At 74.5% G+C, this 17,713-nt stretch carries 13 protein-coding genes; 6 read left to right on the top strand and 7 right to left on the bottom strand.

What is annotated here, in order from left to right; translation table 11 throughout:
• Positions 1 to 38: 38 nt before the first annotated feature.
• Together CHR28_RS20645 and CHR28_RS20640 are read right to left on the bottom strand one after the other, a co-directional pair.
• A complete protein-coding gene (locus CHR28_RS20645; protein WP_094055146.1) occupies positions 39 to 809 on the bottom strand; it encodes a 2,3-dihydro-2,3-dihydroxybenzoate dehydrogenase in 771 nt (256 codons plus the stop codon).
• 77 nt (positions 810 to 886) lie between these two features.
• Positions 887 to 2,059, bottom strand: a complete 1,173-nt coding sequence (locus CHR28_RS20640; RefSeq protein ID WP_094055145.1) for a 3-deoxy-7-phosphoheptulonate synthase — start codon at positions 2,057 to 2,059, stop codon at positions 887 to 889.
• Positions 2,060 to 2,947: 888 nt separating this feature from the next.
• Between CHR28_RS20640 and tal the strand changes: the two genes are divergently transcribed.
• Positions 2,948 to 4,117 (top strand): transaldolase, encoded by a 1,170-nt coding sequence (gene tal, locus CHR28_RS20635; RefSeq protein ID WP_094055144.1) that lies wholly within the window; start codon positions 2,948 to 2,950, stop codon positions 4,115 to 4,117.
• Between the two features lie 123 nt (positions 4,118 to 4,240).
• Here tal and absR1 read toward each other — a convergent pair whose 3' ends face one another.
• The gene (absR1, locus tag CHR28_RS20630) at positions 4,241 to 5,323 is read right to left on the bottom strand and encodes a beta-glucuronidase AbsR1 (protein ID WP_094055143.1); all 1,083 of its coding nucleotides are present in this window, start codon (positions 5,321 to 5,323) and stop codon (positions 4,241 to 4,243) included.
• Between the two features lie 96 nt (positions 5,324 to 5,419).
• Here absR1 and CHR28_RS20625 point away from each other — a divergent pair, with 96 nt between their 5' ends.
• Positions 5,420 to 7,144, top strand: a complete 1,725-nt coding sequence (locus CHR28_RS20625) for a LuxR family transcriptional regulator AbsR2 (RefSeq protein ID WP_094055142.1) — start codon at positions 5,420 to 5,422, stop codon at positions 7,142 to 7,144.
• A gap of 366 nt (positions 7,145 to 7,510) precedes the next feature.
• On the opposite strand, the gene CHR28_RS20620 is transcribed toward CHR28_RS20625, so the two are convergent.
• Positions 7,511 to 10,078: a CHAT domain-containing protein gene (locus tag CHR28_RS20620; RefSeq protein ID WP_094055272.1), complete on the bottom strand. Its 2,568-nt coding sequence runs from the start codon at positions 10,076 to 10,078 to the stop codon at positions 7,511 to 7,513.
• Positions 10,079 to 10,256: 178 nt separating this feature from the next.
• On the opposite strand from CHR28_RS20620, the gene CHR28_RS20615 reads away from it, so the two are divergent.
• The 3 genes from CHR28_RS20615 to CHR28_RS20605 all read left to right on the top strand — a co-directional run bounded on the left by CHR28_RS20615 (position 10,257) and on the right by CHR28_RS20605 (position 12,837).
• The gene (locus CHR28_RS20615; protein WP_094055141.1) at positions 10,257 to 11,687 is read left to right on the top strand and encodes a S8/S53 family peptidase; all 1,431 of its coding nucleotides are present in this window, start codon (positions 10,257 to 10,259) and stop codon (positions 11,685 to 11,687) included.
• A 62-nt stretch (positions 11,688 to 11,749) separates the two neighbouring features.
• Positions 11,750 to 12,325: an RNA polymerase sigma factor gene (locus CHR28_RS20610; RefSeq protein WP_094055140.1), complete on the top strand. Its 576-nt coding sequence runs from the start codon at positions 11,750 to 11,752 to the stop codon at positions 12,323 to 12,325.
• Between the two features lie 23 nt (positions 12,326 to 12,348).
• The gene (locus CHR28_RS20605) at positions 12,349 to 12,837 is read left to right on the top strand and encodes a hypothetical protein (RefSeq protein ID WP_094055271.1); all 489 of its coding nucleotides are present in this window, start codon (positions 12,349 to 12,351) and stop codon (positions 12,835 to 12,837) included.
• A gap of 21 nt (positions 12,838 to 12,858) precedes the next feature.
• Here CHR28_RS20605 and CHR28_RS20600 read toward each other — a convergent pair whose 3' ends face one another.
• The gene (locus CHR28_RS20600) at positions 12,859 to 14,082 is read right to left on the bottom strand and encodes a cytochrome P450 (protein ID WP_094055139.1); all 1,224 of its coding nucleotides are present in this window, start codon (positions 14,080 to 14,082) and stop codon (positions 12,859 to 12,861) included.
• Between the two features lie 67 nt (positions 14,083 to 14,149).
• The gene (locus tag CHR28_RS20595; RefSeq protein WP_094055138.1) at positions 14,150 to 14,938 is read right to left on the bottom strand and encodes an N-formylglutamate amidohydrolase; all 789 of its coding nucleotides are present in this window, start codon (positions 14,936 to 14,938) and stop codon (positions 14,150 to 14,152) included.
• Positions 14,939 to 14,985: 47 nt separating this feature from the next.
• On the opposite strand from CHR28_RS20595, the gene CHR28_RS20590 reads away from it, so the two are divergent.
• The gene (locus CHR28_RS20590; RefSeq protein WP_094055137.1) at positions 14,986 to 15,327 is read left to right on the top strand and encodes a DUF5713 family protein; all 342 of its coding nucleotides are present in this window, start codon (positions 14,986 to 14,988) and stop codon (positions 15,325 to 15,327) included.
• Between the two features lie 72 nt (positions 15,328 to 15,399).
• Here the strand turns inward: CHR28_RS20590 and CHR28_RS20585 are convergent, their stop codons facing one another.
• Entirely contained in the window at positions 15,400 to 17,619 is a 2,220-nt protein-coding gene (locus CHR28_RS20585; protein ID WP_094055136.1) for an NADP-dependent isocitrate dehydrogenase, read from the bottom strand.
• Positions 17,620 to 17,713: the final 94 nt, after the last annotated feature.

Genomic DNA, 17,713 nt, shown 5'->3' with positions numbered 1-17,713 from the left:
CTTCTCCTGGTCGCCTGACGTCGGTGGGGAGTGGGGGCCTAGGCGCCGAGCGCGGCGCCGCCGTCGACGGTGAGTTCGTGCAGGGTGATGTGGGAGGCCTCGTCGGACAGCAGGAAGGCGACGGCGCCGGCGACGTCCGAGGGGCGGGCCAGCTTGCCCAGCGGGATGCCGACCCGGAAGGCGTCCAGCCGTCCCTCCACCGTGTGCTTCGGACCCGACTCGTCGTGCCACATGGACGTGAGCATCGGGGTGGTGGTCGAGCCCGGCGCGACCACGTTGCAGCGGATGCCGTCCCGGGCGACCTCCAGGCCCAGGCTCTTGGTGAACATGGTCGCCGCCGCCTTGGACGCGCCGTAGGCGGCCATCTGCACCCGCGGGGTGGCGGCGGCGTTGGACGCCACGGTGACGATCGCGCCGCGCCGGCGCGGCAGCATCCGGTCGACGACGGCCCGCGACATCAGGAACACACCGGTGGCGTTGACGGCGAACGTCGTCGTCCAGTCCTCGGGGGTGAGGTCGCGCACGGTGCCCAGACGCAGCACACCGGCCCCGTTGACCAGGTACTCCAGCGGACCGAGCCGCTGCTCGGCCTCGTCCACGACGGCGTCGACGTCCCGGGCGTCGCTGACGTCGGCGGGCAGGGCGAGCGCCTCCAGGCCGTCCGCGCGCAACTTGTCCACCACGTGCCGCAGCCGGTCGGCGTCGCGGTCCACGGCTGCCACCACCGCGCCGCGTTCGCCGAGGGTGCGGGCCACCGCCTCGCCGATGCCGCCCGCCGCTCCGGTGACGAGTGCGACCTTTCCGTCCATCTTCCGGACCTCCTCATCTGCGTGTGGGCCCGACCGCCGTGCCGCGGCCGGCCGGGCGGGGGAGAGTGGCCGAGCCGTCAGCCGAGCCAGGCCGAGGCCACGGCGACGGCCTGGCTCGGGTTGAGGCGCGGGTCGCAGTAGGACGTGTACTTGTCCGCGACGTGGTCGACGCAGCCGTCGTTGGGGACGCACTCGGTGACGTCGTCCGGGGTGGTCTCCAGGTGCAGCCCGCCGATGATCCCGCCCTCGGAGCGGACGGCCTCCTGGAACTCCTGGATCTCCCGCTCGATCGTCTCCATGTAGCGCGTCTTGAGTCCGCCCGGCAGGGTGACGGTGTTGCCGTGCATGGCGTCGGTCAGCCAGATCACCGGATGCCCGGCCTCACGCGCCGCGGCCACCAGCTTCGGCAGCCGGTCGCCGACCGTGGCGGCCCCCATGCGGGCGATCAGGGTCAGCCGTCCCTTCTCCCGCTCGGGGTCGAGCCGTTCGCACAGCCCGAGCAGTTCGTCGGGCGTCACCTTCGGGCCGATCTTGCAGGCGACCGGATTGACGACCCGGGACAACAGGGCGACGTGGGCGCCGTCGAGCTGCCGGGTGCGCTCCCCGATCCAGGGCCAGTGCGTGGAGGTGAGGACGAGCCGGCCCCGCTCGTCCCGGCGGACCATGGGGAGTTCGTAGTCGAGGATCAGCGCCTCGTGGCTGGTCCACACGCGCGGCTCGATGGTGTGCCGCCGTCCGGTGTCCCGCCAGCCGAGGTGGGTCATGATCTCGCCGGCCGCCGCGTAGCAGTCCAGGATGCGCCGGGGCTCCGGGCGCCGGCTCTGCGGGTCCGGCTCCGGGCCGTTGACCATGTGGCCCCGGTAGGACGGCAGTTCCACCCCGCCCACCAGTTCGGTGGGGCTGGAGCGGGGCTTGCCGAACTGGCCCGCGATACGGCCCACCCGGATCACCGGCTTGTGCGTGATCATCTTCAGGGCGCCGGCCAGCAGGTCCAGCACGGCGGTCTTCCGGGCGACATAGCCGGGCGTGCACTCGGCGGGGTCCTCGGCGCAGTCGCCGGACTGGACGACCAGGGCCTCTCCGGAGGCGACCCGGGCCAGCAGCGAGCGCAGCGTGTCGACGTCCTCGGCGTCGACCAGGGCCGGGCGGCTGGCCAGCGTCTCCGCGACCTGCCGCACCCGGGACGCGTCGCCCCAATCGGGCTGCTGCCGGGCCGGTTTGTCCTTGATGTCGAGCAGAGCGTCGTCCACTGGTGTCTCCTTCGGCGAATGGCATGACTCGGCGCGCCATCGCCGGGGCGGGCGAACCCCGTGACTGCGCAGCCGTGCGGGTCTCGGACGTGGGCCGGCGGGGCCGGGGCGCGCACCGGGGCGCGCCGGGGCCGCCGGTCATCGGACAAGCCGCACGAGCGGCGCCGCCGCGGTCCGTGCGGGTGGTGCCCGTCCGCGCGCCGGGGCGCGACGACCGCCGCTTTGTCCGGCACGCGAAATAGCTCTGGTGGTGGCTACGGTGATGGCTCTGGTCGTGGGATAGGCCGCGGGAACCCCGCGCGTGGGAATTGCTCGCTTTGCGGTGGACCCGGCGCCGGAGCACGCAAAGACGCCTGCCCCGCAAATGCGTTACCGGCCGGGACGAGCCGCTTTCCCGGCCGTCCGGCACCGACGGCGGGCCGGGAAACCGGAACGGCCGTCACCGGCCCGTGCCCGGCCCGGCACGGCCGGGCGCCCAGAGGCCGCCCGTGCGTCCGCCCCGGGAGCCCGGACCGGACGGGACGACGGAAAACAGGTCGTTCGCCCAGGTGGCGAGCGCTCGGCACAGGTCCGCGTACGGGATGCGGACAGGTCCCGTGCAGGGCCGTCGAGGACGGCGGTGTGGTTCACGCACGCGGTGCTCCCTCGGCAGACGGAGTGGCCGAGCCGGGCCTCGGCCGGCTGTTCGGTCCGATCCTGTATCGAAAGCGAAGGACGGCCCAATGGCGTCCGGCGCACTTCGTCAAATAGCCGCTACTTCATCAAGTCGATGTCGGAACCACTTTGCGCCAATGTGCCACGTCACCCGTAGTTCATCTCGCATGCATGCGAATAACCTGACGGAGCCGCTTGAACTCGTGACGTGTCAGCAAGGAGTGACGACCCGCCATGTCGGACCGGCAGAGGCAACCGGGCGTGCTGGAGCTGGACGAACTGGTCGCGGAGGGCGTCTCGCCCTGGCTCGACGGACTCACCCGCGGCCACCTGGCCTCCGGATGCCTGACCCGTCTCATCGCGCGCACGGGAGTCCGGGGCGCGACGTCCGACCCGGCCGTGCTGGCCACGGCGGTCGAGACCGACGACGCCTACCGGGAACAGCTCGCGGGCCTGGCCTCCGACGACATCTGCGCCGCCGACGCCGCGCGCGCGGTGGCGGCGTACGACGTCCGGTGGGCCTGCGACGAACTCCGGCCGGTGTACCAGGCCACGCGCGGCCTGGACGGCATGGTGTCGATGGACCTGGACCCACGCCTCGCCCGCGACGCCGAGTCGGCCGTGGCGGAGGCGGAGCAGGCGCTGCGCGCGGTGAACCGGCCGAACGCGATGGTCAAGCTGCCGGCCACCGCCGAGGGCATCGCTGCGATCAGGGAGTGCGTCGGCGAGGGCTTCCCGGTCCACGTCACCGGGGTCTTCTCCGTGTCCCGCTACCGCGAAGCGCTCGAAGCCTACGGGGAGGGACTGCGGCGCGCGCTGGCCGACGGACGGCGGCTGTCGGCACTGTCCTCGGTCGTCTCGCTGCCGGTGGGCCTGCTGGACGCCGAGGTCGACGCCCGGCTGGAGCAACTGGGCACCCCGGACGCCCTGGCGCTGCGCGGCGAGGCCGCCGTGGCGCGGGCCCGCCACCTCTACCGGCTGTACGACGACTGGTTCGGCGGCGCCGACTGGCGGTCCCTGGCCGCCGCCGGGGGCCACCCGCAGCGGCTGATGTGGACGTCCACCACCGTCACCGACCCGTCCTCGACCCCCACCCGGTACGTGGAGCGGCTCGTCACCTGGGGCACGATCACCTCGATGTCCCTGCCCACCCTGGAGGCGGCCGCCCGCCGCCTCGCCCTGTGCGGCGACACCCTGATGGGACGTCACGGCGCCGCCACCGAGGTGTGGAGACGCCTGGAGCGCCTCGGCATCGACGGCGAGGAGATCGCCCGGAAACTGGAGGCCGAGAGCGCCCGACGGCGGGCGGCGGCGTGGCGCGACCTGTACGCGGCGGTGGACGCGGGGCGGCACACGGCCCACCGGGCGCGGCCGCCCGGGCGGCGGGGGTGCGCGGGTCCGTGACCCGGTCGCCGGGGAGGGAGCGTGGCGTGGTCGAGGACGTCACCCACCCCCATGGGCGACGTCCTCGACCGCTCCCCCGGTGCCGGACTGTGGCTCAGGTGTCCGTGCGGCGGGCGCGTGCCGTCACCAGCACATCACCGCCGTCTCGCCGGCACCCCACGCGGAGTACAGGCGTATCCGGACGATGTAGCGGCGGCCCTTCACGAGCCGGGCGCCGATCGTGGCGTTCCGTGCGGTCCCCCCGTCGTCCCGGCCCGCCAGGTAGCGCGGTTCCCCGTCGCGCTCCTCGAAGACCACCACCACGGCGTCGCCGTCGCCGAAGGTGCCCAGCGTGTACGTGCGGGTCTCCGGCGGGTCGACGACGAAGTCGGCCTGCTCGCCCGGTCCGAGCCCCAGCGGCACCGACCGGAACGGCACCAGCGCGGGCGGCTGTCGGTCCGCCGGCGGATACCAGCGCAGCGCGAACTCCTTGTCGGCCGCCGACAGGGTGCCGGGCGGTTCGATGCCCGCGCGGTACCGCTCCGGCTCCAGGATCCACCCGGACGGGAACGGGAACCCCATGACCGACTGCGGGTCCCAGACGGAGCCGTTGGCCTCGTCCGGGCCGAGCGTGCGCAGGATGTTGCGGTGCGTCCGCTCCCGGCCCCAGTGGTTCGGCGGGCCCGCCAGCTCGGCGTACACGGCCTCGTCGTCCCAGTGGAGGCCGGCGAACGGACTCTGGTGCTCGTGCACCATGCCGAGCGCGTGCCCGATCTCGTGCAGGGCCGTACCGCGCTCCCCGGGCGCGGTCAGGTCCCAGCCGAAGTTCATGGTGCGCTCGTGCCGCCCGGCCAGCAGCGCGTCCCGGCCCACCGCCGACCACGAGCCGTCGCCGAGCTGGAACCCGATGCGCAGTTCGGCCTCCGAGCGGTCGTCGACCTCGGCGAAGGAGATCCCGATGCCGAGGTCCTGCCACTGGCGGAAGCACCCGCGCACCACGTCCCGCTGCGCCTCGGCACCGGCCCACGGCACCCGTCGCGTCATCCCCGTCCCCGGCACGGGGATGACGGACGCGTCGGCGTCGCCGTCGAAGAACCAGTAGTGCAGCACCGTGCCGTTGACCCACATCCGCCGCCCGCCGTGCAGCGCGCTCAGCCGCTCGGCGGCCAGCCCCGGTGCGAAGGCGGGCGCCGGCGCCTGGGCCAGCGAGCAGTAGCGTGCGGTCATGGGCCACAGCCTGCCGTGCGGACCGGCCCGGGCACCTGAGTCGAGGGCTACTCAAGTCGCCCTGTATCAAACGTGAGCAGCCGCGCTCATGTCTGTGTGACGACTTACCAGAGGGACGCGACGACGCTGGAACTGCCCTGGCCGTTCGCCGGGCGGGAGGACGAACTGGAGCTGGTGCGCCGGGCCCTGACCGGCAGCCGCCGCGGCATCGTGGTGACCGGCCCCGCCGGCTGCGGCAAGACCCGCCTGGTCACCGAGGCGGTCCGCGGCACCGACTGCGCCCGGGCGGCCGGCACGCCCGAGAGCCGGGCCATCCCCTTCGCCGCCTTCGCGCACCTGCTGCCCGAACCGGTCACCCTGCACCGCGCCGTCCAGCTCCTGGCCGGCGTACGCACCCTGCTGGTGGACGACGCCCAGCTGCTCGACGACGCCTCCGCCGCCCTGGTCCACCAGCTCGCCGTGGACGGCCGCGTCCGTCTGCTGGTCGTGGCCACGGACGGCGCCCCGGTGCCCGGCGCGATCTCCCGTCTTTGGACCGGCGAACTGCTGCCGCGCCTCCCGCTGGAGCGGCTGCCCGAGGAGGTGACCGCCCAGCTGCTCACGGCCGGCGCGGGCCCCCTCGACCCGCTCACCACCCGGCGACTGCAAGGGCTGGCCCGGGGCGATGTGCGGCTGCTGCGCGAACTGCTCGGCGCGGTCCGCGCCCGGCTGACGCCCGTACCGGGAAGCGGCGAACGGGCCTGGCGGGGCCCGGTGCCGCTCACCCCGGCCGTCCGCGAACGCGCCGCCCACGTCCTCGGCCGCAGCTGCCCGCGCGAGCGCGAGACCCTCGACCGCCTCGCCTTCGCCGAACCCCTGCCGTCCGACCCGGACGGCCTGGACCTCGCGGCCCTCGAAGTCCTGGAGTCCGACGGCCTGGTCCACGTCGACGACACCGGTGCTGTGCGCCTCGCCCACCCCCTGTACGGGCCGGTGCTCCGCGCCGCGGCGGGCCGGCTGCGGGCGCGCCGGCTGGCCCGTGCCCCGCGGGACCACGCCTCGGCCCTCGACGCCGAGCGCGCCGCGCTGGCCCGCCGGATCGAGGAGGACGACGTACGGGCGGTGCCGACACCCGTGGGGGAGTGGCTGGTCGCCGAGGGCGAGCCCCTGCCGGCCCGGTACGCCGCCGTACGAGCCCGGTTCGCCCGGCTGCGCGGAGAGGTGCGGGAGGCCGCGGCCTGGGCGCGGGAGGGCCTGCGCGGCGACGCCCAGGACGCGTCCTGCCGGGCGGAACTCGCCCGGGCCGGCGGTCCGCCGGACAGCGGCGGCGACCTCGACACCGCCCTGGCGGACCTCGCCGATCCCTACGACGCCGTCCGGCTCGGTGCCCCCGAGAAGGTCATCGACCGGCTGAGCGGCGTGTTCGCCCGGCACGCCGACGCGCTCACCCGCGCCGACGGCCCCGCCCTGGACGAGGTGGCCGGGGAGCTGGAACGGCGGGGCTTCACGCTGTTCGCCGCCGAGGCCCACGCCCAGGCCGTCGCAGCCCACCGCGACCCGCGCGCCGCCCGGCACTCCCGGACCCGGGCCGTCGCCCTGGCCCGGCGCTGCGAGGGCGCCCGCACACCGGCCCTGTCCGGGCTGGCCCTCGGGGAACTCACCGCCCGGCAACGGCAGATCGTCACCCTGGCCGCGGCGGGCCTGAGCAACCGCCAGATCGCCGAACGCCTCACCCTGTCGATCCGCACCGTCGGCAACCACCTCTACAGCGCCTACGCCCGCCTGGGCGCCGGCGACCGAGCGTCCCTGCCCCGCCTGACGGACACCCTGGAGGCGGCCTGACGCCCAACAGACGAACGGGCCCCGCGCCCCCGGTGAAACGGTCCCGCGCCCCGGACGGAACGGGTCCTGCCCCGCGCCTCGGGCGGAAGGGGTTTTGCCCCGCGCCTCGGCCGGAACGGCCCCCGCCCCGGCGTCTCCTGTGGAACCGGCCCTGCGCCGCACCCCGGGTGAATCGGGCCCGGCGAACCGGCCCCGCGCCGCGCCCCGGGCGAACGGGTCCTGCCCCGCGCCCCCGGTGAAAGCGGTCCCGCCGCGCGGCCTTGGTGGGACCGGCCCCGCGCCGCGCCTCCGGCGGAACGGGCCCCGTCCTGCGCCCCCGGCAGAACCAGGCGACCTCGCTGACGACCGCCCAGCCGGTTCGTCGGGTCAGGCCGCTCCGAACGCCGAGAACGCCCAGCCCGTCGCCTGGTGCAGGGCGTCGCCCGGGAGGGCGGTCCGGGCGTCGCGCAGGGCCTCCGCCAGGGACAGGCCGGCGCCCAGGCCCTTGTGCAGGGCCAGCATCAGCGGCACCACCGCGGCGTCGTTGACGGGCGCGCTGCACGCCACCACCCCGGCCGTCCCCAGCGGCAGCAGCGCGGTCACCAGGCCGAGCAGCTCGTCGGCGCCCACGGACGCGAAGCGGGCCGTGTCGCAGCAGGACAGGATGATCCGGTACGGGCTGCGGTCCAGCCGCTCGAAGTCGTGCACCACGATCGGCCCGTCGCCCATCCGCAGCGCGGAGAACAACGGACTGTCCGCACGGAACGTGCCGTGCGCGGCGATGTGCGCGAGCGCCGCCCCGTCCAGCTCCCGGAGAACCCGCGGCACACGCGCCCGCGCCTCCTCCAGGACGGTCGCGCCCGGATACCGTCCGGCCAGCTCGGGCACCTCCGCGCCGCCCGTCGCCAGCCCCGGCCCGCGCACCAGCACATGACGGCCGTCCGGCGGCGGCTCCGTCTCCCGGGCGCGCAGCCAGCTGCCCGCCGACGGCGACACGCTGAACACCCGCTCCCGCAGCGACGGCAGCAGCGCCCACGGCACCCGGTGCAGCCGCCCCGGCGGCACGATCACCACCGGCCCGCCACCCAGCCGCGCCGCGGCCGGCCCGAGCAGCAGCTCCTCCAGGCGCCGCCCGGCCGTCTCCACCACCGGCAGCCGGGCCTCCGCCCCCGGGTGCGCCAGCCGCCGCAGCCCGGCCTGCACATGCTCGGCCTCCCGCTCCGCCTCGGCGAGCAGCCCCGCCTCGAACCGGCGCACCCGCCCCCGCCCGCACAGCAGCACCTGCACCCGCCCGTCCAGCACGGCGAGTTCCACCAGCAGCGTCTCGTCGCCGAGGTGCGCCAGCAGCCGGTCCACGTCGAACCGGTCACCGCCTCCTGGCGCCTCGCCCCGCATGTGCAGGGTCCGGGACCGGATCACCCGCTCCAGCCGCCGCTGTTCCCGCTCCAGCGCCAGGACCGGCCGGCCCTCCATCCGCGCGGCCTCCGCACGCGAGGCGATCTCCCGGAAGGCGGTCATGCCGCTCAGCAGCTCCGGGTCGGCGGGCGGCCGTGTCGGCGGCGTCGCCAGCACGGTGGCCCGCCAGCGCTCGCTCCACACCAGCAGCCGCCGCGGCCCGCCCGAGACCAGACTGGCCCGCTGCGCCAACGCCGCCAGCTCCGCGCCCTGTTCGGTGGCGCGGGCCCGCAACTCCGAGGCGCCCAGCGTCATCCGGTGGTCGTCGAGCACGTCCAGGCCCCGCCGGCAGGCCTCCAGCACGCCCCGGGCCGACCCGGCGGCCCGGGCCCGCAGGGCCTGCGCCGACCAGCCCGTCAGCCGCGCCAGCGGCGGACCGCTGCGCCGGCTGCGCGCCGCGACGGCCAGATGCCGCTCGGCGTCCGCCGTCCAGCCCAGATCCAGCGCGATCCGGCCCGCGAGCAGCGACGCCTCCGGCGCGGCCGGAGCGCCGAACGACGCCAGCTTCCCGGCCACCGCGGCGGCGTCCGCCACCAGCCGCCCCGAACCCCGCCCGGCCGCGTGCCGCGCCTCGGCCAGCACCAGCCGGGCGTGCGTCTCCCACCAGGTGCGCCGCTGCCCCGCGAACAGCCGTACCGCGAGGGCGGCCCGGGCGATCGCGGTGTGCGGGTCCCCGGCCAGCCGTGCCGCCCGCGCGGCGACCAGCAGCAGCTCCGCCTTGCGGGTGGACTGCCCGCCGATCCCGTCCAGCTTCCCGATCGCGCCGTCCGCCTCCGCCAGCGCCTCGGGGGCCAGCCCGGCCGCCATCAGGACCTCGCAGCGCCGGATGTTGAGCATGAACGTCGGCGTGCCCAGCCGGGCGTACCGCTTCTCCGCCTCGTCCAGCAGCCGCAGCGCCGCCGGCACGTCCCCGGAGCGGAACGCGGCGAGCCCCCGGCTCTCCACCGCGTCGGCCTTGTCGTGCTCCTGGCCGGTGGTCTCCCACAGCGCCTCGGCCGCGGCGAAATCCGCCTCGGCCCGCTCCACCGCGCCGAGCGCCAGATGCACCGTCGCCCGCAGGGTCAGCGCCCGAGCCGTCCAGATCACGTCCTCCGCCTGCCGCAGCACGGGCACGGCACGCCGTACGTCCTCCAGCGCCTCGCGGTGCCGGCCGAGCACCCACCACACGTACGCCCGCCGGTACAGCACCCGCGCCCGGGTGAGCCCGCCGCCGCGCGCCACACCCCGCTCGAACGCCGCCAGGCCCTCCCGGGTGCGGCCCGCGTGCACCAGCGCCACGCCCGTGGTGGCCAGCACGTCCGCCTCCCGGTCGGCCGAGCCGGCCCGCGCCGCGCACTCCCGGGCCCGCCGCAGATGGTGCAGCGCGAGCCGCAGATCGCCGAAGTCCCGCTGCCAGATGCCGATCACCTGGTGGGCGACGGAGGCGTGCAGCGGCGCGGGGCCGGCGTCCAGCAGCGCCGTGGCCCTCGCGAGAGCCTCGCCCGGGTCGGCGAACACCATCGGCAGCAGTTCCAGCACCGAGTCGCTTCCCGCCGTCACTCCACGGATGGTAGTGGCACCGCACGGCACCCCACAGGTTCGAAGCTGTATCAAAACCCCGCCCGGCGACTCATGCCGACAGAATCGACGACCGCTTCGCGCACCGACCGCCGCCGTCGCACCAACGGGAGGACCCGCCATGGCACCTCAGCGCTTCCACGAGCAGTTCGAGCAGATCCAGCGCTCGATGCCCGGCGTCCCCCTGGCCATGGGGCCCGACGACTCGGCCGAGTTCATGTACGAGAAGGGCGTCGTCCTCGTCCGCGACGGCGAGGAGGCACAGATCGTCGAGGACACCGTACGGGCCCACTTCACCGCGGCGCCCGACCTCGACCAGGAGCAGGTCCGCCGCGCGGGCCCGCCGGCCAACCGCAGCGGCGTCACCCGGATCCGGGTCGGCGACCCCGGCGAGGGGCACCGCGGAGCGGACCGGGCTGTCGCCCACGCGCTGCGGTCCGTGCGCGAGCGCGAGGCGCGCGCGGGCCACCGGATGGTCGCCCGCAACCACGTGGTGCACATCGCGGTCAACGCCTGCCCCGGCGACGAACCGGTGCCCGCCCCGCTCAGCGAGCCGCCCAACCCGGCGCCCGCCGACACGCCACACGACCCGGGCACCGCCGTCGGCGTCCTCGTCGTCGACACCGGTCTCATGCACGACTACCGCTCCTGCGGACTGCTCGCCCACACCGAGGGCGACGCCCAGCTCCAGGAGTGCGACGAACAGGGCATCCTGCAGCAGTACGTCGGCCACGGCACGTTCATCGCCGGGCTCGTCGCCGCCGTCGCGCCCAACACCGACATCACCGTCCGCGGCACCCTCAACGACGCGGGCGCCATCCTGGAGTCGGAGTTCGGCGAGAAGCTCTTCGAGGCCGTCGACGCCGACGGCTGGCCCGACGTCCTCAGCCTGTCCGCCGGCACCTCCAACGGCCGCACCGACGGACTGCTCGGCGTGGAGAACTTCATGCGGGAACTGCGCGCGCAGCGCACCCTGCTGGTCGCCGCCGCCGGCAACAACGCCGCCGCCAGCCCCTTCTGGCCCGCCGCCTACGCCGGCCTGCCCGGCTGGGAGGACTCGGTGCTGTCGGTGGGCGCGCTGCGCAGCGACGGCGAGTACGGCGCCTGCTTCACCAACCACGGCCCCTGGGTGCGGGTGTACGCCCCCGGCGAGCGCCTCACCAGCGTCCTCACCGGCTTCGACACCCCCGTCCCGTACGTCTACCAGCACTCCACCTACGACGCCTGCCGCTACGGCTTCACCTACGACTGCACCTGCCGGCACCCGCGCCACAGCGGCGTCCTGAGCGACGAGGGCAACGCCGCCAAGCCGGACCAGGTGATGTTCGAGGGCTACGCCCAGTGGAGCGGCACCTCCTTCGCCACCCCCGTGACCGCGGGCATGATCGCCGCGCACATGACGGCGCACAAGGAGACCGACCCGCGCGCGGCCCGGCACCGGCTCCTGGCCGCACAGGCGGGGGTGGCCGAAGTGCGCGGGGCGCAGGTGCCGGCGCTGCGACCGCCGACCTGGCGCCCGGTGCCGGTCGTGCGCCAGGCTCCCGGCCTGTGAGGGCCGAAGCCGCCCCCTCCTCGGCGTACGATGACGTGCCGTACACGAGGGGTGGGGCTGCCGTGGACCGTACTGATGCCGGCGCGCTCGTCCAGGCCGCGGCCGACGGCGACGCGGCGGCCTGGAAAGCGCTCGTGGAAGGGCTGAGCCCGCTGGTGTGGTCCGTGGTGCGCGCCCACCGGCTCTCCGACGCGGACGCCCACGAGGTCTACCAGACCGCGTGGTTCCGCTTCGCCCAGCACCTCGGGCGGATCCGCGAGCCCGACAAGGCGGGCGCGTGGCTGGCCAGCACCGCGCGCCACGAGTGCCTGAAGGTGATCAGAAGCGCGCAGCGGCTGACCCTGACCGACGATCCGCGCCTGCTGGACCGGATCAGCGAGGACGGCACACCGGAGCAGTCGCTGCTCGAGTCCGAGGAGGCCGCCGCCCAGAGCGAGCGCGTACGGCGGCTGTGGCAGGAGTTCGAGGAACTGGGCGAGCGCTGCAGGCAGTTGCTGCGGGTGCTGATGGCCACGCCGCCGCCCAGCTACCAGGACGTGTCCGCCGCGCTCGGCATCGCGGTGGGCAGCATCGGGCCGCTGCGCCAGCGCTGCCTGCGCCGGCTGCGGGCCCGGCTAGAGGCACGGGGGGCGATGTGAGCGGCACCCACGACCGGCACGGCATGGACGGCGGCGACGGCGAGGACCTGTTCGGCGCGGAGGACTTCGACGACGGCGAGTTCGACGACGGACTGCTGGAGGAGGAGCTGCGGCGGGCCGCCGCCGTCCTCGACCCGGTCCCTCCGGAGCTCCAGCAACTGGCCGTCGACGCCTACGCGTTGCACGACCTGGACGCCCGGGTCGCCGAGCTGACCTTCGACTCGCTGGTCGACGCCCTCCCGGTGCGCGGCGCCCCCGCCGCCCCCCGGATGCTGACCTTCCGGGCGGGCGAGGTGACGGTCGACGTCGAGGTGACGGAGGACGGCCTGATGGGGCAGGTGCTGCCCCCGCAGCCCGCCCGTATCGAGGTGCTGGGCGGTCCGCGCCCCGGCTCCCCGCTCACGGCGGACGACCTGGGCCGGTTCACCGCCGACACACCCCTGTCCGGCCCGTTCGCCCTGCGGCTGCGCACGGGCGCGGACGTCGTCGTCACGGAGTGGCTGCGGGCCTGACCACCGGCCCGCGCGCTCCCTTCACCAGGTGCAGGGCAGGGTCCGCGGCCCGCGGATCATCGTCCTGCGCCGCCAGGCGACCTGGTCGGCCGGGACGGCGAGGCGCAGGTCCGGCAGGCGCTCCAGCAGGGTGGTGAGCAGCAGCTCGGTCTGGAGGCGGGCCAAAACCGCCCCCGTGCAGTAGTGCGGCCCGTTGCCGAAGGCCAGGTGCGGATTGGGGGCACGGCCCGGGTCGGTCCGGTCCGGCTCGGGGAAGACGTCCGGGTCGCGGTTGGCGGCGAGGTAGGAGACGTACACCGGGTCGCCCGCGCGGATGCGGTGCCCGCACAGGTCGACGTCCTCCAGGGCGATCCGCGCCAGGCCGACGGAGCTGCGGTGCGGGACGTACCGCAGCAGCTCGTCCAGCAGGGCGTCCCGCGCCTCGGGCCGCTCCCGCCACGCCTGCCCCAACTCGGGCCGGGTGAGCAGCAGATAGAGCATCTGCCCGCAGTTGTGGGTGACGGCCTCGCCGCCGATCTGCAGGGGACCGGCGAGGCCGATCGCCTCCGTCTCGCCGAGGTCGCCGCGCGCCACGGCGGCGCCCAGCAGGGCGTACACGTCCTCGCCGGTGGCGCCCGCGCGGGAGCGGATCGTCTCCGTGATCCAGCCGTACAGGCTGTGCTTGGCCCGGTCGGCGGCCTCGGCCCCGCCGGAGGTGGAGATGATCTGCCGGGTCCAGGCGTGCACCCGCTCCCGGTCGGCCTCCGGCACGCCCATGACCTCGCTGACCAGGGCGATCGGGAACGGTTCCAGGACCCGCTCGACCAGGTCGGCGGGCGGCCCGTCCCGCACCACGCCCTCGACCAGCGCGTCGAGCATCCGCTGGGCGCGGGGCCGCAGCCGCTTCATCGCGCTGACGGTGAACGCCCCGGCGACGGCCTTGCGCAGCCGGTTGTGGTCGGGCTGGTCGGCGAAGGCGAGGGAACCGGGCCGCGGCTTGAAGTGCGGTGCCATGCGCGTCACCTGACGCCCGGTCACCTCCGCGCGGCTGAAGCGGGGATCATTGGTGATCAGCTTCACGTCCTCGTGCCGGGTGGCCAGCCATGCCCAGCCCTCGCCGAACGGCAGCCGGATCCGGGTCAGCGGCCCCTCGCGCATCAGTTCGGCGAGGATGGGGTCGAAGTCGGTCCCGTCCAGGTCGAGGGCGGGCCAGTCCCGTACCGGGGGCGGGGCCTGGCCGGTCAGCGTGGTGGTCTCCTCCGTCATGCACCCACCCTCGCCGTGCTCCCGCCCCGTGTCGCGCCGGAGTGCTCCAGCCGGTGACGGCGACGGCTCAGCGGGACACCGCGTCGACGAGACCGGCGAGCGCGCCGGCCAGCCGCTCCAGCCCGGGCCCGGCGGGACCGCCCGGCTCCGTCATGTAGGTGTCCCGGCGGATCTCCACCATGAGCGCCTCGACCCGCGTGTCGAGCCCGTGGAACTCCAGCGGCACGTACGTCCCGCTGAACGGGCTGTCCAGACCCGTCTCCCCGAACGCCTCCAGGGCGGCGTCCAGCAGCCGCGGCGAGGTGTGGAAGGAGTCCGTGCCCAGGCACACCGGCGGCCGGGGCCCGTCCCCGTGCAGCTCGTACGGCAGCCGACGGCTCGGATAGGAGTGCACGTCGACGATCACGGCCCGCCCGGTGGCCGCCAGCCGCTCCGTCACGGCCCGGGTCATCGCCCCCGCGTACGGCAGGAAGTACCGCTCGACGAGCGGACCGGCCTCGAAGCCCTCGGGCCGCAGCGCCGCGCCGTGCGTGGTCCGCGTGTACACCGCGCCCATGCCGACGGCCCGCATCTCCTCCCGCTCGTCCGGGAACCGCTCCGGGTCGACGGCCAGCCGCGACAGCCGGTTCACGAACCGCCACGGCCTCACCGCCGCCCGGCCGGCCGCCGCCTCGGCGAGCCGGTCCGTGTGCGCGTCGGTGATGTGGTCCAGCTCCCGCGCGAGCGCCTCGTCGTCGAGCACGATCCCCGCGCGCACCTCGTCCGGCAGGTCCCGCGCCGCGTGCGGCACGTGCAGGATCACCGGGGAGCGGGCGGCACCGGGCAGCAGCTCGAAGGAGGGTGCGACAGAGGGCATGGGGCGGCTCCGGGGCGGTTGTCAGTGACCTGGTGCATGATCGCATCATGTCCCTCCGCAACCACGAAGTGGCCACACACCCGTTCCTCAAGGCCCTCTACACAGACGACTACTACCCCGACCACGTGCTGGACCGCGGCAGGGAGATCCTGCTGCGGCTGTGCGCGCGGATCGAGGCCGAGCAGCCCGCCGACACGGCGGCGCTGTACCCGCTGACCCACGCTGCCACCGAGGCGTTCAACGACCTCCAGACCGCCTTCGAGGAGGCCGGCAGCGAGATCGAGACGGTGGCGAGGGAGGAGCTGGCGGAGGCCTTCTGGTTCGTCGCCCGGGCCTACGGCTTCGCGGACGCCGACGTGGAGGAGCTCATCGCCCCCCGCGACTGGTGAGACACGCCCGCGCCCCGGCCGGGCGCGATGCCGGCCGGGGCGCGGGTCAACGGGCCGAGGGGGCCCGGGGCGTCAGCTCAGGGACGCCAGGACCTCGTTCCACGTGGCCGACGGGCGCATGGCCTCGGCGGCCTTCGCCGGGTCGGGCTGGTAGTAGCCGCCGATGTCGACCGGCTTGCCCTGCACGGCGATCAGCTCGTCGACGATCTTCTGCTCGTTCGCGGCGAGCGTCTCGGCGAACGGGGCGAAGGCCTTCGCCAGGTCCGCGTCGTCGGTCTGCTGCGCCAGCTCCTGCGCCCAGTACAGGGACAGGTAGAAGTGGCTGCCGCGGTTGTCGATGCCGCCGACGCGACGGGTCGGGGACTTGTCCTCGTTGAGGAAGGTCGCCGTGGCCCGGTCGAGGGTGTCGGCCAGCACCTGGGCGCGGGCGTTGCCCGTCACCTTGGCGTACTGCTCGAAGGACGGCACCAGCGCGAAGAACTCACCGAGGGAGTCCCAGCGCAGGTAGTTCTCCTTGACCAGCTGCTGCACGTGCTTCGGGGCGGAGCCGCCCGCGCCCGTCTCGAACAGACCGCCGCCCGCCATCAGCGGGACGACCGAGAGCATCTTGGCGCTGGTGCCCAGCTCCAGGATCGGGAACAGGTCGGTGAGGTAGTCGCGCAGCACGTTGCCGGTGACGGAGATGGTGTTCTCACCGCGGCGGATGCGCTCCACCGACAGCTTCGTCGCCTCGACCGGGGACAGGATCCGGATGTCCAGGCCCTCGGTGTCGTGCTCCGCCAGGTAGGTCTTCACCTTGGCGATCAGGTTGGCGTCGTGGGCGCGGGTCTCGTCGAGCCAGAACACGGCCGGGTCGCCGGTGGCGCGGGCGCGGGTGACGGCCAGCTTCACCCAGTCCTTGATCGGCGCGTCCTTGGTCTGGCAGGCGCGGAAGATGTCACCGGCCGAGACGCTCTGCTCGATCAGCGCGGTGCCGTTGCCGTCGACCAGGCGGACCGTGCCCGTGGTGGCGATCTCGAAGGTCTTGTCGTGGCTGCCGTACTCCTCGGCCTTCTGCGCCATGAGGCCGACGTTCGGCACCGTGCCCATGGTCGAGGGGTCGAAGGCGCCGTTGGCCTTGCAGTCCTCGATCACGGCCTGGTAGACGCCCGCGTAGGAGGAGTCCGGGATCACCGCGAGGGCGTCGTGCTCCTGGCCGTCCGGGCCCCACATGTGGCCGGAGGTGCGGATCATCGCCGGCATGGAGGCGTCGATGATGACGTCCGAGGGGACGTGCAGGTTGGTGATGCCCTTGTCGGAGTCGACCATCGCCAGCTCCGGGCCCTCGGCGAGCTCGGCGTCGAAGGAGGCCTTGATCTCGGCGCCCTCCGGCAGGGCGTCCAGGCCCTTCCAGATGCCGCCCAGACCGTCGTTCGGCGTCAGACCGGCCGCGGCCAGCTTGTCCCCGTACTGGGCGAAGGTCTTCGGGAAGAAGGCGCGCACCACGTGGCCGAAGACGATCGGGTCGGAGACCTTCATCATCGTGGCCTTCAGGTGCACGGAGAACAGCACGCCCTGGGCCTTGGCCTCGGCGACCTGCGCGGTGAGGAACTCGCGCAGCGCGGCGACGCGCATCACGGAGGCGTCGACGACCTCGCCCTGCTGGACGGGTACCGACTCGCGCAGCACGGTGGTCGTGCCGTCGTCGCCGACGAGCTCGATGCGCAGCACGCCGTCCTCGGCGATCACCACGGACTTCTCGGTGGAGCGGAAGTCGTTCTGGCCCATGGTCGCCACGTTCGTCTTGGACTCGGCGGTCCAGGCGCCCATGCGGTGCGGGTGGGACTTGGCGTAGTTCTTCACCGAGGCGGGGGCGCGGCGGTCCGAGTTGCCCTCACGCAGGACGGGGTTCACGGCGGAGCCCTTGACCTTGTCGTAGCGGGCGCGGATCTCGCGCTCCTCGTCGGTCTTCGGGTCGTCCGGGTAGTCCGGCAGCGCGTAGCCCTGGCCCTGCAGCTCGGCGATGGCGGCCTTGAGCTGCGGGATGGACGCCGAGATGTTCGGCAGCTTGATGATGTTGGCGGCGGGCGTCTTGGCCAGCTCGCCGAGCTCCGCGAGGGCGTCCGCGATGCGCTGGTCCTCGGACAGGTACTCCGGGAACACGGCGATGATGCGCCCGGCCAGCGAGATGTCGCGGGTCTCCACCGGGACACCCGCCTGCGAGGCGTACGCCCGGACCACCGGCAGGAAGGAATACGTCGCCAGGGCGGGGGCCTCGTCAGTGTGCGTATAGATGATGGTCGAGTCAGTCACCGGGTGCTCCGCTCCACGTCTGCAACATTGCTCGACATCAAGATATCTCGTGATCGACCTCGTCTCGACAGGGGTCGGCGACCGGTTTCGGGCA

The sequence above is a fragment of the Streptomyces sp. XY006 genome (assembly GCF_002237655.1).
Classification (GTDB): domain Bacteria; phylum Actinomycetota; class Actinomycetes; order Streptomycetales; family Streptomycetaceae; genus Streptomyces; species Streptomyces levis.
Note: the sequence above shows the minus strand (reverse complement) of the source record. Positions and strands in the feature narration are given on the sequence as shown.